Here is a 16,814-nt window from a genome sequence, read left to right on the forward strand (position 1 = left end):
GCTCCAGTTATTAGTCCGGTTTGTACCACTGACGCAACATTACCTGCATCCTCTCCTATCATTACTGTTGTTGCACTTATTGCTCCTGCTGTACTGACTCCGCCTGCATTACCGTTATTAAACGTTACGGCATGCAAAGTTTTGGTCCCACCGATTACTCCGGTAAAACTTGTTCGAGTATTAACAGTTATTTCACCATGATCATTGTTATCACCGTCTATAGCTCCTGCAAGATTTATTAATGCTGGAGTTGCAGATTGTATAGTTAAGCCTGCAGTGGCACCGCCTAGGGTAATAGCCCCTAAACCTGTATAATTATCAGCAGCAGCATCAAAACCATGATCTGCAGCAACTGCCTTAGTACCGGTTAAAGTTAAGCTTTTGCCGTCAGCGATAGTAACAGGTAACAGGTTACCACCTGTAACAATAGAACCGACGCTGGTATTTTGAGTACTATTTAGAGCTACGGGAGTAGTACCTGCAACATTTATAGCCGTAATAATACGACCGGCTTCATCTGCAGTGATAGTATGATTACCACCGTAAGTAAATGCCTCATTGTCTTGAGGACCGTCAGCATGATTACCATTAGCAGCTCCTCCAGCCGTTATCTCATTCCAATTATTGGCAACAGCACGATTACTAAATGCTGCATCATTAACAGAAATAACACCCGCAGCAACGCCCCATGCCCCGCTACTACTCAGCATTATCGCTGCGGTTGAGGTGGTGAATAAAGCTGCTTTAAGACTTTTGTGAATTGCTTTTTGAAATAATTTTGGAGAAATATTCGCCATAATATAAACCTTAATAAAAATTAAATAGCACTGTTGTGATTTTAATACAATTTTTTAAATATGTCTATTATAATTAATAATTATATACAATATTTTACAAATTTAGTATGAATATGTGGCATTTGCATTCTGCAGGGGCGGTAGCTTTGTTGCATAGCAAATGTCATTCCCCCCGCGGAGGCAGAACCTTGTTGCATGGTTCGAGAAATCTACTGAGTAGTATACCGTGGCTTGACCACCGTATCCAGTTAAAAATACTAAAATTATTAGTATTGTTATTGTTTTTATGGACCCCGTGGTCAAGTCACAGGGTGACAACTAAAAGTACTGGATCCCCGCTTTCGCGGGGATAACATTAAGAATACGAGAATAACATTTACCTCTCAGGCAGTAATATCTCCCTCTTACCTGTATGATTCGGTGGTGAGACTATTCCATCTTTCTCCATCTTCTCAACTAAGTTGGCAGCTTTGTTATAGCCGATTCTAAGCGACCTTTGGATATAGCTAATGGAAGATTTACGTTCGTCACGCACTATCTGAACGGCTTTTTTGTAAAGCACTTCATCAGACGTACTGTCACCGATATCAATTCTACTATCGTCTTCTTCAGGCTGCTCGGTAACGGCAGAGATATATTCAGGCGTACCGGTCTCTTTCAAATATTCCGTAATTTTCTCGATTTCGGCTTCATTAACAAATGGTCCGTGTACCCTACTTATCTTTGAAGTATTCCCCATAAATAGCATATCACCCATACCTAGTAACTGCTCGGATCCTTGCTCGCCTAAAATCGTTCGGCTATCGATTTTAGAGGTAACTTTAAAGCTAATACGACTTGGGAAATTGGCTTTAATGACACCGGTAATAACGTCTACAGAAGGTCTTTGCGTTGCCATGATAATATGGATACCTGCCGCTCTTGCCATTTGAGCAAGCCTTTGAATCAGCATTTCAATATCCTTACCGGCAACTAGCATTAAATCAGCCATCTCATCAACAATAACCACAATGTAAGGTAGTTTCTTCATATTCATCGTAACGGTTTCGTAAATAGGCTTACCTGTTTCAGGGTCAAAACCCGTTTGAATCGAACGCTCAATTACTCTATTCTCTTTAACCGCTTCTAAGATTTTTGCATTGTAACCTGCAATATTCTTAACACCGATATTGCTCATCATTCTATAGCGGTTTTCCATTTCTTTAACTGCCCATTTAAGAGCAACTACCGCCTTAGAAGGTTCGGTTACTACGGGAGTTAGCAAATGCGGTATTCCATCATAAGCCGATAATTCAAGCATTTTCGGGTCAATCATGATAAAGCGGCATTCTTCAGGACTATAGCGGTATAAGAGCGAGACTATCATCGCGTTAATCCCAACTGATTTACCAGAACCGGTTGTTCCTGCAACAAGCAAGTGAGGCATCTTCACAAGATCGGCAATCAGTGGCTTACCGACTAAATCTTTACCTAAGACTAACGGTAATAAAGTTGATTTGTCTTGGTATTCAGGCGTCTCTATCAACTCTTTCAAACAAAAGAATTCACGCTGCTTATTAGGGAGCTCAATACCAAGTACGTTTTTGCCTGGTATTACCGCTATCCTTGTTGATAAAGCAGATAGTGAGCGTGCTATATCGTCAGATAATCCTACTACTCTTGATGTTTTAGTACCAGCTGCCGGCTCAAACTCATATTGAGTTACCACCGGTCCTTGATTGATATTAATGATATGCCCTTTAACTCCAAAATCATTCAGCACGGTTAATAGCTCCTCAGCTTTTTGCTTAAGCTCTAAGGAAGAAACCCCTTTTACATGATGGTTTTCAGGATCATGTAATAACGAAATAGGCGGCAATTCTGCTATTTCGCTTTGAGATATTTTAGGGGCGGCAGGGGATTTATTAAAGAATTTTATAGGATTTGCAGGTATGGGTCTCGCTTCTTCAGTGAATTTGACTTTTTCACTTACAGGCTTTTGGTAAGAAGAAGTTATATTTATCTTATCATTGTTTTTAGTAGGGAATAATCTTATCAACGACAAGCTTGAAAATACATTATGTAAAAAATATTGTATCCGATAGGTTAAAAATTTACTTAGCTTAATAATAAAAGTACTTAAAGAAGTAAATTTAATTTCAAGTAAAACAGCTAATATAATAAAGGTAAAAAATATTAATAATAAGTATAGCTGATTTGTAAATCGCTCAAAAAAATTAAAAGCTATTATTCCGATAGCTCCGCCTGCATTTGCCGGTATGAATTCTAGCTTAATCTTAGATAATAATGTGCTACTGCTAATGAGAGCAAGCAACATTACAAACATACGGATAAATGAGCCACGATATCTTCCATACCAACAATTTCTTCCCCAAACAAAGCAAGCAAGCGGTATAATAAAAGCAGCCAACCCAAAAAATTGATATAAAAAATCCGATAAATAAGAGCCGGCAATTCCGATTAAATTACTAGGATATTCTGTTGTAACCGAGTTAAAAGATGGATCGTCTATATTATATGACGTAAGAACAGTCAAAATACCAAGTCCGATTATCCCTAAGATAACAGCTTGTACCTTATTGTTTGAAAGAATTTTATTTATGTAATATAGCATTAAGTGATTTTTGAAAAATTTTAACATAAAATACATTTTTAAAGTAAATTAGACAAGCTAATTTAATATGATCTATTAATGTCAACTTTTGAAATTTACACCTTAGAAAAAAATGTTATACTATAAACGATTTTAAAAACTTATAATATAACATGACCATAAAAATCCACACGGAAAAAGATTTCATGAAGATGCGGCTAGCTGGAAAATTAGCTGCAGAGACGCTCGATTTTATTACTGGTTACGTAAAACCGAACGTCACTACTAATAGTTTAAATGACCTTTGTCATAATTTTATTACTTCTCATAATGCGATTCCTGCACCGTTAAATTATAAAGGCTTTCCGAAATCGATTTGTACTTCTATAAATCATGTGGTTTGTCACGGCATTCCAAACGATAAACCATTAAAAAACGGTGATATAGTAAATATTGATGTTACAGTAATTTTAGACGGTTGGTACGGTGATACTAGCCGTATGTATTATGTCGGTGACGTAGCAATTAAGCCAAAGCGTCTTATTCAAGTAACTTATGATGCAATGATGAAAGGGATTGAAGTAGTTAGACCCGGTGCTAAACTCGGTGATATTGGACATGCGATTCAAAGTTATGCCGAGAAACATAATTATTCTGTGGTTAGAGATTATACGGGTCACGGTATCGGAAGAGTTTTTCATGACGAGCCGTCAATATTAAATTACGGTCGCAGCGGCACAGGTCTAACGTTAGAAGAAGGAATGTTTTTCACCATTGAACCTATGATAAATGCTGGTAATTATGACACTATATTAAGTAAACTAGATGGATGGACGGTTACTACGCGTGATAAATCATTATCGGCTCAATTTGAGCATACTATAGGTGTGACTAAAAATGGCTTTGAAATATTTACGTTATCACCTAAAAAACTTGATTATCCTCCATACTAAATTGTAAGGTAAAAGTTGATTGTATGGTTTAGTCGTTTCGTCATTGCGAGAAAAATTACGAAGTAATTTGACGAAGCAATCCAGTAAAAAATTCTGATTAAAGAATTTTTTTAATTATTTTCTACATTGCCATGTCGCTTCGCTCCTCGCAATGACGGTTCGGGTATCCATGCAACAACTCACTGCCTCCACGTGGATGACATCAGCAACATTTTACTTATTTATAATTTGAATAAACATAAAGAATGTTAGAAAATAATTTGATAGAATTCGCTAATAGACATCTTTCTAAACCAGCTTATAGAGAGAAATTTAAAGGAGACACGGCGCAGCACCGCAGCGCATACGCTAGTACGTGAGGATGCGAGTTACCGGTTCGACGTCTAAATTACCTCTAGAATCGAAGTTTGGGAAGATGTCTAATGCTGCAATAGGTACGCATCTTATATAGGTCACCGTAAAAGAGTAAAAGAACGCTTCGTTACCGCTAGAGCAGAACATTTTTCCGATTACGCATTACTTGCAGTAATGTTATGTTCGGCTATCACTCGGAAAGACATAAAACCTCTTGCTAAAAAATTACTTGATCATTTTGATATTACGGATTGAATGAACCTTGATAAGGAAAGGCTACTTATATTAAAGGCACCAATGAAAATTTATATATTAATTTTACTCTAATACGTGAGCTGATAAATAGAGTATTGAAACAAAAAATAATAAATAAAAATATTATTGCTTCTTGAAGTTCTTTGATTGATTATTTAAAAGTTAATATGGGTAATTATGCGACTCGAGCAATTTCATATATTATTTTTGAATAAGAAAAATATTTTAATTGCCGATGAGGTTTTAAGTCAAAGAACTATAGACCAAACTGTGGTATATCCACGTGCGATAATTAAACGAGCTTTATTTAACGAAGCAAGAAGCCTTATACGTGTGCATAATCATCCAAGCGGTAGCCCTGAACCTTCAAAAGCCAACATTCATATGACAAATAAGCTAGTAGAGACGTACCAAACCGTAAATATTATGGTACATGATCACGTCATTATAAGTAATAACAAATATTATAGTTTTAAATCTAATATGTTACTATGAATATAAATAGCTATAGCACATTATTTATTTTTTCTTTTATAGCCACCGCTATATTAACATATATATTAACTAAATATCTTACTGCAATCGGTTTAGTTGATGTACCTAGTAGTCGTCGCTCTCATGATAAGATAACACCGCGCGGCGGCGGTCTCGCTATTGTAATTGTCGTAATAATTGCTTTGAGCGGGTTTGAATATATAATGAGCAATAACCTTGCTAATTCAATAAAAATATTACCGTTATTATTGATAATTGCCTCAATTTCCTTTTTAGATGACTTAAAAGCCGTACCTATTCTAATTCGTTTAATAGTCCACTTAATTTGTGCAGCTTTTGCTATTTTTCTTTTTTCGCAGCTAAGCTCTGTACATATACTAATATATTCTATTTTAGTTATAGCTTTAAGCGGTTTTATTAATATATATAATTTTATGGATGGTATAGACGGTATGAGTTGTGTGGAATCTATCCATCTATCTAGCACTATGCTTATATTATGTGTTTTACAATTTTCAATTATTGATAACCCATATTTTATAGCTAGTATAAATGTTATTATTCTTGGTTGTTCTTGTGGTTTTTTAATATTTAATTGGCATCCAGCAAAAATATTTTTAGGCGACGTAGGAAGTATTAGCCTTGGATTCTTAACGGGTCTTTGTTTGCTCCTGCTTGCTCTTACAAATACTAATTTATTTATAGCTTGTGTTATTGCTAGTTTATATTACATTACCGATGCCGTACTAACCATATTAATTCGACTACTCAATAAAGAAAAAATTTGGCAGCCTCATCTAAAGCATTTTTTTCAACAAGCAGTACAAAAAGGTAAGTCTCATAAACAAGTAGTATCGATTATAGCAGTTTGTAATATATTTTTAATGATCATATCAGTTACATCTTTACATTTTCCTATAATATCTATAATGCTTGCTTTAGCCGTCATAACTTTAACAGTGCAGAGTTTATTAAAATGAAGCTAATTAAAGAGGATATTGATAAAATAGTTAGACGTGTATTCGCCAAACAACATCCATTGCTTCCTGCAATCATGATTAACTGGACTAAAATAGTCGGGTTTAACTTCAGCAATAAAGCGTTACCTTTAAAAATCACCACCTATACTTATAAAAAACAAAAGATTAACACACTGTTTATACAAGCGGAAGATAATACCATTGCAGCAGAACTACCTTATTATCAAGATATTATTTTGGAACGTATTAAAATTTATTTAGGCTTTGCGGCAATACACAAAATGAATGTAACGTTTTACAAAGAAAAATCTAAGATAGGATGACGCTTTATACTATTCTTGCAAGGCATGGTGTTGTTTAAATGAGATCAATTTTTAGTTGTCATACCTGCGACTTGATCGCGGTATCCAGCTTAAAATGCTAAAATTACTAGCATTTTAAGTTATATTTCTGAATCCCCCGTGGTCAAGCCTATACTACCAGACAGTTTTTGTTCTATTTTATTGCAAAAGTCTTATTATCTTGAATGTTAATTTGTGCAACCGTGTCATTCCCGCGTAGGCATTATTGCGTGGACCTGCTTTTCCGTCATTGCAAAAAGAATTACGTAGTAATGCGACGAAGCAATCTAGTAAAAAATTCTGATTTACAGAATTTTTTTATTATTTTTGCTGGATTGCCACGTCGCTTCGCTCCTCGCTCGCAATGACGATTTGGTATCCATACAAACAAAAAGCACACAAATAAAAAAAGGAGCCTTTAATATTAAAGGCTCCTTTTTCGTGTTAATAGCTTGTCAAAAAATTTGAGATCTAATTACATATCAAATCTTAATCCTGCCATTAAATTATTACCTTTATAACGGGTTCCACCAAATTTAACCTTATTTTCGGCAACATTTTTAGTATTAGTTTTTGATTTACCGTAATCTGTCCAGCTATAAACGAGTTCTACCTTCACACCTTGTGCTACCTCAAATAAAGTTCCTAAAGACAATTGATAAGCAAAGTTAGTTTTGTTTTTAGTAGTTCCTGAAAAATTAGTACTACTAATAACATTATCATTAGCAACAGTCTTAGTTAAAATATTTACTTTTTCCTTTACTAATGCAGCACCGACACCTGCTCCTGCAAACACTTTAAACATACTTACATCAATAAAGTCTACATAACCATTAAGTAATGCACTTACAATAGTAGGTTTATGTTTTACTGATACTGTAGTAGCAGTGGTGGTAGTGGTAGTGCCATCAGGACCACTTGTAAGCACACCTCCTGGAATCACAACACCATTAATAATAAGTTGTCCACCTGCTGAAATAACTGATGGTACAGTAGTAACAGTAGAGTTAGAAGAAACATTTGTAGACTTTTTCATGTGGTTATTTGTTACCATTCCAATTGTAAAATCAGTTCTTAAATTATCCATGATATAATAACCTGCTCCAATATTACCGGTAAAACCTGTATTGGATTTTAACTTAACAATGCTATTTGAAGGTTTTGTTTTATCCAAAACCACGCCGCCAGCATTAAGTTTTAAATACCATTGATTTTCCATAGATGATGACATCGATGAACTAGTAGATGAATCTACAGAAGAATTCATATCACAATCAGCGAATGAAAGACCAGAAGTTAAAAGTGCTGTGCTTGCAGCTGCTATTAAAAGTAATTTTTTCATATTGTTAAATTTTTCCTTTAAATTTTATTAGTTGTTAGTAAACACGATATTAGATAATAATTTTAAGTCACATTGCTAAGCTATCGCTTAATGTCACTCCCTGGCTTGACCACGGAATCCAGTCTTTTTGTGTATTTCTAGATACCGTGGTCAAGCCACGATATGACATTAGTCTATTACCTAAAACTATTAATATATTCTTGTTAATTATATATCAAATCTTATACCAGCCGTTAAGTTGTGACTTTGATAACGCATGCCACCGGTTGGTACACTTGTTCCTTGGTAAATTACATTCTTACTTTTTGTTCTACCGTCATCTATCCAGCTATAAGCTAGTTCTGCTTTAACACCGTCGGCAATTTGTGCAGAAGTACCTAAAGTTAGCTTGTAAGAGATATTAGTTCTGTTTTTAGTGTTAGATGAAAGACCTGTTATACCATTATATGTAATTTTCTCTTTAATTAATGCAGGACCAACACCGGCACCGGCAAAAACATCAAACATATCAAAATTAGTTAAATCTACATAACCATTAATAAGTAAACGTGTAATAGTAGGTTTATGGCTCGCTGAAACGTTAGTACCGGTAAAAGGTGCATTAGTTGCAGCTCCGGATTTCTTTAACTTTCCACCTATGATAGTACCTAATGTTAAATCGGCTCTAAAATTTTCGGAAATATAATAACCTATACCTAAATCAACCGGAACAGTCGTATTAGATTTTAATTTAACACCGGTTGCCTTATCTTTTTCTTTATTAAACATTGCTGCACCGGCATCTATTCTTAAATACCAATCATTACCCATATCATCGGCAAATGATATACTAGAAGATAAAATTGTTGCACTTGTAGCAACTATTAAAAGTAACTTTTTCATGGTTAGCACCTCATAATTAACTCATTAAACATTCTACTAACGGCATGTATAACATATTATATTTTTTAGTTCTATATTTAATCGGTAATTAGATTCATATAATAAAGCTTTTATAAAATTTTGTGACAAAATAAACACATATATTTAATTCATATTATTTATATATTTATTAAACTTATTTTTCTCATCTTTAAATTTATCGGCATCAGGCAAGGCAGGCTTGTTCTTGGTAATATTTTTCCATCCTTTATTTTCTATAAAATCTTTTGCACGTTCTACCCATTCTATTAACTCCGGTGATTCGGGTTTGATAGCATCTATAGGACAATCAGGAACACATACACCGCAATCTATACATTCATCAGGATTGATAACTAGCATAAATTCACCCTCGTAGAAACAATCTACAGGACATACTTCAACACAATCGGTATATTTACATTTTACGCATTCATCTGTTACAACATAAGTCATTTTGTTATCTGTTTTTGATTTTGTCGATTAATATAGAAGTTCTTAAAAGTAATACTAATAGAAAATATAATATAAAACTGATAAACATGATAATTAAAGGCGTTAGCATTGAAGAGTGAATAGTTGGACTCCCTAGCCTTAAAACACTAGCAGGCTGATGTAGGCTATACCAAATATTTACCGAGAATTTTACTATCGGTATATTAATCAGTCCGATAAGAGCAATAATAGAAGCAGGATTTTGTGCTTTTCTTATATTATCCGCACTATTCACTATGATAATATAGCTTAGATATAATAAAAATAATATGAGCATAGAAGTAAGCCTTGCATCCCAAGCCCACCATGTTCCCCATATAGGCTTTCCCCATAAAGAGCCTGTTATTAAGCTAATCAAAGTAAAAATAGCCCCAACATAACTAGATGCTACAGCTAACAAATAGCTGATAGTAGTTTTCCATACCAGATAACTAAAGCTGCATGCTGCCATGAAAACATAAATACCAAGTGCCATCCAAGAAGCAGGTACGTGAACATACATAATGCGTATAAACTCACCTTGTTGATAATCTATCGGCGAAACTATAAGGGCTAAATAAAGACCTATAATCATCATTACAAGAGTAGATATAACTAATATAGGTATTATAACCTTTAATAATTTATTAAAATAATAGGGGGTTAATAGTTTTAGCATATTTTCTTACTTCTTTATATCATTCTTGCAGAAGACTTGCGTGTGTAGACAGATTTTTCATTTGTCATCCCGCGACTTGATCGCAGGATCCAACTAAAAATACTAAGATTTATTAGTATTTTTAAGTTATTTTTATGGATACCATGGTTAAGCCACGGTATGACATCAAGCATACTTGATAATCCACTCAAGCATGCTCTACCATGATTATCGTATCCTCCTAAAAAACTCTTTCATTAATAGCCCAGAATCTTCGGCAAGAATTCCGCTATATATTTCCGGTCTATGAAAACAAGCACTACTGTTAAAATATCGTAAATTACTTTCAACTGCTCCATGCTTGGAATCAGAAGCACCGTAAAACAAACGTTTTAACCTGCTATGAGCTATAGCCGCTGCACACATGGCACAAGGTTCTAAAGTAACGTAAATATCATAATCATTTAAATTTTTAGAAGATATAAGATTACACACCTCATTAATAGCAATAATTTCAGCATGATAAAGAGCGTTATTTTTTTCTTCGGTATTATTATGACTATTAACAATGATTTTTTGATTTAACCTATCTACAATCACTGCTCCGACCGGAATTTCATTTTTATCAAAAGCGAGCCGTGCTTGTTTTAAAGCTTGCTCCATGAATAGGTTATTGAAACTCATTTCTTTATCTAACAATATATTCACGATAATTTACGTGTTCTTCGACTCCAAAAGGATCTTGGTGGATAATTATTTCAGCTTCCGGAAATTCCTGCAATATTTCAAAAGCAATCTCATCGCTAATTTTATGAGCATTATACAGTGACATATTGCCATCCATTTCCAAATGGCACTGAATAAAAGCTTTTTGACCGGCATATCTAGTTTTCATTTCGTGCATACCTTTTACCACTAAATGGTTATTAACTATCGAGATAATTTTTTGTCTATCTTGTTCAGGTAATTCGTGATCAACTAAATTTTTAAATGCCTTTTTAAATAAAGAACAAGAAGAGTGAAATATATATAACGAAATAATTACTCCAAATAATGGATCAACAAACCAAAAGTAATCACTTAAATTTATAGAGATAATTACTATAACATTAGTAAGCAAGTCCGTAAAATAATGGAGCTTATCAGCTTTTACTATCTCTGATCCTGTTTTTTTAATTACATAGGTTTGGTAAAGTACTAAAATAACCGTCAAAAATATACATACATACATTACAGTAGTACCGTCGCTAATATTCTCCGGTTTTGTTTTTTCAAATAAAGATTTAACCGAAGAAAAGCCTACAAAAAAAGCCGAAGCAAAGAAAAATATCGATTGAGACAAAATTGTTAAATCCTGCATTTTTTCATGCCCAAAGCGATGATGATGATCGGGCGGTTGCAGGACAAATCTTAAAGCTATTAAGTTAATAAAGGAAGAAGTTATATCAAGCATTGAATCAATTAAAGAAGCAAGAATTGATTGCGAATCGGTAACAACCCAAGCGTATAATTTTATACTCAAAATAATTAATGCCGTAGTAACCGATAAATAAGATGCTGATTTTATTAACCGATTACGGCTATTAGTATCCATGACAAATCTTTGCAATTTAATTTTGTTAGTTTAACAAAGAAAATATAAAATTCAATGAGTTTTATACTTTACAAAATTCTAAAAACCATATACTTATTAAATAATATATTGATTTAGTGAGAATTATATGAAACTATTATCTAAAATTATGATTATAGCTCTTGCAGCTTCTATGTTACAAGCCTGTAACAGTCCGGGCGGTATGAATAAACAAGGTACAGGAACACTTCTTGGCGGTGCCGGCGGTGCATTACTTGGTTCTCAGTTCGGTAAGGGCAAAGGACAGCTTGTCGGAGTAGGTGTAGGTGCATTACTTGGAGCAGTGCTTGGTGGACAAATAGGTGCAGGTATGGATGAGCAAGATAGAAGACTTGCAGAGCTCACCTCACAAAGAGCTTTAGAAACAGCTCCTAGCGGTAGTAACGTAGAATGGCGTAATCCGGATAACGGCAATTATGGTTACGTAACACCTAATAAAACTTATAGAAATAGCAATGGTCAATATTGCCGTGAGTACACTCAAACAGTTGTAATAGGCGGAAAACAACAAAAAGCATACGGTAACGCATGCCGCCAACCTGACGGACAATGGCAAGTTGTGAACTAAAGTGTCATACCGAAAAGTACCCTATGTCATTCCTGCGAAAGCAGGAATCCAGAAAAAAGCGAAATTATCTTGAGCTTTTAATTTAAAAATTTAATGTGTTATACTTTTTAGTGTCTAGATTCCTGCTTTCGCAGGAATGACATAAACAACACAGGAGAGCATTTATGACTTTCATAATAACAAGTACGGCGTTTAAACATAATGACCGCATTCCTGATAAATTTACTTGTAAAGGACAAAATGTTTCACCGCATCTAGAATGGAATAATGCTCCTTCAAATACTAAATCTTTTGCACTTATAATGGATGACCAGGATGCACCGGTAGAAATAGCACCACCGCACGGGTATATGAGATCATTGGATCATATATAATACCTGCTTCTATTAATGAGCTTTCAGAAGGACAAAGAGATAGTAGTATTAAAATTTTAAATAATAGCTGGAAAGAAAAAAATACGGCGGTCCTTATCCACCTACAGGCAAACCTCATCGTTATTTTTTTAAACTATATGCTCTAAATGATTATCTTGAGCTTGACGAGAATGCTAGCAATATTTAGTATTAGCTCTACAAAAACATTTATTAGCTAAGACTGAAATAATTGGTATTTATTCTACGTAATGTCATTCCTGCGGAAGGCTGCATTAAACCGTCATTGCTAGGAGCGAAGCGACGTGGCAATCCAGAAAAATAATAAGAAAATTCTGTAAATCAGAATTTTTTACTGGATTGCTTCATTGAAACTTGCAGTTTCTTTTCGCAATGACGAAACAACCGATCCACGTAAGAATGACATAAAACTTTAAACACAAAATATTATCTTGGAAAAACCTATCATCGAGTTTCGTAACATATCTAAAAAATTCGGTAATAAATTGCCGATAAATAATGTTAGCTTTACCGTCAAAAAAAATAATATTACTACTTTAATTGGACCTAACGGTGCAGGTAAAACCACCATAGTACGATTAATGCTTGGACTTGAAAAACCGACAAGCGGTGAGATTATAATTGATTCCAAATTAAAAATCGGATATGTACCACAGAAATTCGGATTCACCCCTGATCTACCTATTACAGTAAAAAAATTTTTAGATTTGTTAGCACCTAGTAATTTTAATAGCAATATTAAAGAGATTAACTCATTTATTGATTTCGAACATATAAAAGAGCAAGAAATTTCTAAGCTCTCAGGAGGACAGTTTCAAAAGGTAGTTCTTGCATGTTCAATAGTTAATAATCCTGACTTAATTATTTTAGATGAACCGCTGCAATCTTTAGACGTAACAAGCCAGCAGGAATTTTATCAGCTTATTAATCTGATTCGTAAAAAGCTAAATATTACGGTTTTTATGATTTCTCATGATTTATTTACCGTAATAAAAAACTCCGATCAAGTGATATGCTTAAATGGTCACATATGTTGCAGCGGAATACCAAATGAAATAACTCCTAACTCTGAATTCTCAAATGCACTTACTTCTCTAGGCTTCTATACCCACCACCACGACCATAAGCATTAGACTTATTCCAAATATTGCTTTAAATATCTGCCTGTATGGCTTGCCGTGCAAGCAGCAATATCTGCAGGAGTACCGCATACAATTATCTTACCGCCTTTGTCGCCGCCTTCAGGACCAACATCAATAATATAGTCTGCTGTTTTTATAACATCTAGATTATGCTCAATAACTAAAACGGTATTACCCATATCAACAAGTTTATGTAAAACTTTCAGCAATTTATTAATATCGTCGATATGCAGTCCCGTAGTCGGTTCATCAAGTATATAAAGCGTTTTACCGGTTGAACGTCTTGATAATTCTTTAGCAAGCTTAACGCGTTGTGCTTCACCACCTGAAAGAGTAGTAGCCGATTGACCGATTTTAATATAGCCTAGTCCCACTTCATTTAAGGTAATTAGTTTTTCATAGATTAACGGGATTTTCTCAAAAAATTGCATCGCATCTTCTACTGTCATCATCAAAATATCAGCAATAGATTTACCTTTATATTTTATTTCAAGAGTTTCTCTATTATATCTATGACCATTACAAATATCACATTTTACATATACGTCAGGTAGGAAATGCATTTCTATTTTAATCAGCCCGTCACCTTGGCATGCTTCACATCTCCCGCCTTTAACGTTAAACGAAAATCTGCCTACTTTATACCCTCTAGCTTTTGATTCAGGTAATTCCACAAACCAATCCCTAATATGAGTAAATGCTCCTGTATAAGTCGCAGGATTTGAACGCGGAGTTCTACCTATCGGAGATTGATTAATATCGATAATTTTATCAATATATTCAAGTCCTTTTAATTCTCTATATTTGCCTGGAAATACTTTGCTAGTCGGCTCTAAATGCTTTAAAGCTGCCTTATATAGAGTATGAATCATCAAGCTTGATTTACCGCTTCCTGATACTCCCGTTATAGCAGTAAACGTACCAAGCGGAATTTTGATATCAACATTATCTAAATTGTTGGCAACCGCCCCGAGTAATTCAATTGTTCTATTATCATGCCCTACTCTTGTTTCAGACGGTACTTTAATTGTTTGACGACCGCTTAGATATCTACCTGTAATACTTTCTTCAAAGTTCTTTATTTCTTCAGCATTGCCTTCAGCAATAACACGACCGCCGTGAATACCGGCTCCCGGTCCTATATCAATAATATGATCTGCTTCATACATTGTTTCTTCGTCATGCTCGACTACCAAAACGGTATTACCTAGATCTCTAAGCCTTTTTAGCGTCTCAATTAATCTTGTATTATCTCGTTGATGCAGACCGATAGACGGCTCATCAAGTACATATAAAACACCGCTAAGCCTTGAACCTATTTGAGATGCAAGACGAATACGCTGACTTTCCCCTCCCGATAAAGTACCTGCTTCTCGTGATAACGTTAGATAATCAAGCCCGACATTCATAAGAAATTTTAATCTCTCGGTAATTTCTTTTAGTATACGCTCAGCAATAAATAATTGCTTTTTATTTAATTTTTCTTCTAAGTTACTAAACCATTGTTGCAAGGCTGCAATACTCATACCTACTACTTCGCCTATATGAAGATTCGCTATTTTAACGCATAATGCTTCGTCTTTTAATCTAAATCCTGAGCAGGCAGTACATTTATGTTCTGACTTAAATTTAGCTAGCTCTTCTTTAATTAAAACCGATTCTATAGTACGGTCCTTTTCTTGCAAACTTGGTATTATACCGGCAAAAGATTGTTTTATTATTTGCGTTTTAGAACCGTCATGAAATTCAAACTTTATTACCTCTTCTCCTGAACCTTCAAATAAAATATCCTTAACATTTTGTGATAAACTTACAAAAGGTACTTCAATAGAAAATTTATAATGATCGGCAAGAGCCTTTAATGTCTCTAGGATAAATTTAGAAGATGTACTACCCCAAGGTACTATTGCACCGTCTTTAATAGAAATTCTTTGATCCGGAACAATTAATTCTCTATCAAAGAAAAACTCTTTACCTATCCCTTCACATTTAGGACATGCTCCAAAAGGGCTATTAAAAGAAAAGATTCGAGGCTCTATTTCCGTAAGCTGAAAACCCGATACCGGACAAGAATATTTCTCAGAAAAAGTAATACGCTGATTTTTTTTAAACTCGCTCTTAACTGCCGACGGCAATTCTACAATTTCCAAATAAGTAATACCTTCAGCAAGATTTAACGAACTCTCTAAGCTATCTGCAAGCCTATTACCTAAACTTTCGTCTAGAACTATTCTATCAACGATTACTTCTATATTATGTTTCTTATTTTTATCAAGTTTCGGCAAATCATCAATTTCGCAAACTTCCCCGTTAACTATTAATTTCTGAAAGCCTTGCTTTTTCAGATTCATAATTTCACGCTTAAATTCCCCTTTATGTCCTCTAACAATAGGAGCGAGTAAATATACTTTCGTACCTTTAGGTAGTTCGTTAATTATATCTACCATCTCAGAAACCGTTTGGCTATGTATCGGAAGACCGGTTGCCGGAGAGTAAGGAACACCTACCCTTGCATATAATAACCTAAGATAATCATAAATTTCCGTTATAGTGCCAACCGTAGAACGCGGATTTTTAGAAGTAGTTTTCTGATCAATTGCAATTGCCGGTGATAATCCGGAAATAGATTCTACATTAGGTTTATTTTGTAAATGTAAGAATTGCCTTGCATATGAAGATAAACTTTCAACATATCGCCTTTGACCTTCTGCATAAATAGTATCAAAAGCTAAAGAAGACTTGCCTGAACCACTAAGACCGGTGATAACAACAAATTTATTCCTTGGAATATCAACATTTATATTTTTTAGATTATGCTCTTTAGCACCGCGTACCTTAATATATTCTTGGTTCATAATCACTTCACTACAAAATTTTGAGATATTTTAAAAAAAACCTGTAGTATTATAGGCTCTTTTATTTTATTATTGCAATAAT

General features: G+C 34.4%; 13 protein-coding genes and 5 pseudogenes. 9 read left to right on the forward strand and 9 right to left on the reverse strand.

Annotated features, from left to right (window positions below):
- A pseudogene (locus tag A452_RS08685) lies at nucleotides 1-797 on the reverse strand (autotransporter outer membrane beta-barrel domain-containing protein); the annotation flags it as partial.
- Nucleotides 798-1,173: 376 nt separating this feature from the next.
- The gene (locus A452_RS0106290) at nucleotides 1,174-3,411 is read right to left on the reverse strand and encodes a DNA translocase FtsK (RefSeq protein ID WP_014412230.1); all 2,238 of its coding nucleotides are present in this window, start codon (nucleotides 3,409-3,411) and stop codon (nucleotides 1,174-1,176) included.
- A 152-nt stretch (nucleotides 3,412-3,563) separates the two neighbouring features.
- Here A452_RS0106290 and map point away from each other — a divergent pair, with 152 nt between their 5' ends.
- The 6 genes and pseudogenes from map to A452_RS0106315 all read left to right on the forward strand — a co-directional run bounded on the left by map (nucleotide 3,564) and on the right by A452_RS0106315 (nucleotide 6,750).
- Nucleotides 3,564-4,343, forward strand: coding sequence for a type I methionyl aminopeptidase (map, locus tag A452_RS0106295; RefSeq protein WP_014412229.1), 780 nt, complete (start codon nucleotides 3,564-3,566; stop codon nucleotides 4,341-4,343).
- A 278-nt stretch (nucleotides 4,344-4,621) separates the two neighbouring features.
- Nucleotides 4,622-4,776, forward strand: a pseudogene (locus A452_RS10930) (palindromic element RPE1 domain-containing protein); the annotation flags it as partial.
- Nucleotides 4,759-5,089 (forward strand): annotated as a pseudogene (locus A452_RS10090) (UPF0758 domain-containing protein). The pseudogenes A452_RS10930 and A452_RS10090, both read left to right, overlap by 18 nt.
- A 6-nt stretch (nucleotides 5,090-5,095) precedes the next feature.
- Nucleotides 5,096-5,457 (forward strand): annotated as a pseudogene (locus A452_RS08695) (JAB domain-containing protein).
- Nucleotides 5,444-6,427, forward strand: a complete 984-nt coding sequence (locus A452_RS0106310; protein WP_014412227.1) for an MraY family glycosyltransferase — start codon at nucleotides 5,444-5,446, stop codon at nucleotides 6,425-6,427. The pseudogene A452_RS08695 and the gene A452_RS0106310 overlap by 14 nt, the downstream one beginning before the upstream one ends.
- Nucleotides 6,424-6,750 (forward strand): DciA family protein, encoded by a 327-nt coding sequence (locus tag A452_RS0106315; RefSeq protein ID WP_014412226.1) that lies wholly within the window; start codon nucleotides 6,424-6,426, stop codon nucleotides 6,748-6,750. The genes A452_RS0106310 and A452_RS0106315 overlap by 4 nt, the downstream gene beginning before the upstream one ends.
- 493 nt (nucleotides 6,751-7,243) lie before the next feature.
- Here the strand turns inward: A452_RS0106315 and A452_RS0106320 are convergent, their stop codons facing one another.
- The 6 genes from A452_RS0106320 to A452_RS0106345 all read right to left on the reverse strand — a co-directional run bounded on the left by A452_RS0106320 (nucleotide 7,244) and on the right by A452_RS0106345 (nucleotide 11,736).
- Complete coding sequence (locus tag A452_RS0106320) at nucleotides 7,244-8,110, reverse strand: outer membrane protein (RefSeq protein ID WP_014412225.1); 867 nt, start codon at nucleotides 8,108-8,110, stop codon at nucleotides 7,244-7,246.
- 207 nt (nucleotides 8,111-8,317) lie between these two features.
- Nucleotides 8,318-8,992, reverse strand: a complete 675-nt coding sequence (locus tag A452_RS0106325; protein WP_014412224.1) for an outer membrane beta-barrel protein — start codon at nucleotides 8,990-8,992, stop codon at nucleotides 8,318-8,320.
- A 144-nt stretch (nucleotides 8,993-9,136) separates the two neighbouring features.
- Nucleotides 9,137-9,466: a ferredoxin FdxA gene (gene fdxA, locus A452_RS0106330; protein WP_012150138.1), complete on the reverse strand. Its 330-nt coding sequence runs from the start codon at nucleotides 9,464-9,466 to the stop codon at nucleotides 9,137-9,139.
- A gap of 4 nt (nucleotides 9,467-9,470) precedes the next feature.
- Entirely contained in the window at nucleotides 9,471-10,163 is a 693-nt protein-coding gene (locus A452_RS0106335) for a heme ABC transporter permease (RefSeq protein WP_014412223.1), read from the reverse strand.
- 207 nt (nucleotides 10,164-10,370) lie between these two features.
- Nucleotides 10,371-10,850, reverse strand: a complete 480-nt coding sequence (locus A452_RS0106340) for a nucleoside deaminase (protein ID WP_014412222.1) — start codon at nucleotides 10,848-10,850, stop codon at nucleotides 10,371-10,373.
- Nucleotides 10,831-11,736 (reverse strand): cation diffusion facilitator family transporter, encoded by a 906-nt coding sequence (locus A452_RS0106345; RefSeq protein WP_014412221.1) that lies wholly within the window; start codon nucleotides 11,734-11,736, stop codon nucleotides 10,831-10,833. The genes A452_RS0106340 and A452_RS0106345 overlap by 20 nt, the downstream gene beginning before the upstream one ends.
- Nucleotides 11,737-11,863: 127 nt before the next feature.
- Here A452_RS0106345 and A452_RS0106350 point away from each other — a divergent pair, with 127 nt between their 5' ends.
- The 3 genes and pseudogenes from A452_RS0106350 to A452_RS0106360 all read left to right on the forward strand — a co-directional run bounded on the left by A452_RS0106350 (nucleotide 11,864) and on the right by A452_RS0106360 (nucleotide 13,868).
- Nucleotides 11,864-12,343, forward strand: coding sequence for an RT0821/Lpp0805 family surface protein (locus tag A452_RS0106350; protein ID WP_014412220.1), 480 nt, complete (start codon nucleotides 11,864-11,866; stop codon nucleotides 12,341-12,343).
- A gap of 164 nt (nucleotides 12,344-12,507) precedes the next feature.
- Nucleotides 12,508-12,966 (forward strand): annotated as a pseudogene (locus A452_RS12885) (YbhB/YbcL family Raf kinase inhibitor-like protein).
- Nucleotides 12,967-13,166: 200 nt separating this feature from the next.
- Nucleotides 13,167-13,868, forward strand: a complete 702-nt coding sequence (locus A452_RS0106360) for an ATP-binding cassette domain-containing protein (RefSeq protein ID WP_014412218.1) — start codon at nucleotides 13,167-13,169, stop codon at nucleotides 13,866-13,868.
- A gap of 2 nt (nucleotides 13,869-13,870) precedes the next feature.
- Here A452_RS0106360 and uvrA read toward each other — a convergent pair whose 3' ends face one another.
- Nucleotides 13,871-16,732 (reverse strand): excinuclease ABC subunit UvrA, encoded by a 2,862-nt coding sequence (uvrA, locus tag A452_RS0106365; protein ID WP_014412217.1) that lies wholly within the window; start codon nucleotides 16,730-16,732, stop codon nucleotides 13,871-13,873.
- Nucleotides 16,733-16,814: the final 82 nt, after the last annotated feature.

The organism is Rickettsia australis str. Phillips (assembly GCF_000273745.1).
Lineage (GTDB): Bacteria > Pseudomonadota > Alphaproteobacteria > Rickettsiales > Rickettsiaceae > Rickettsia > Rickettsia australis.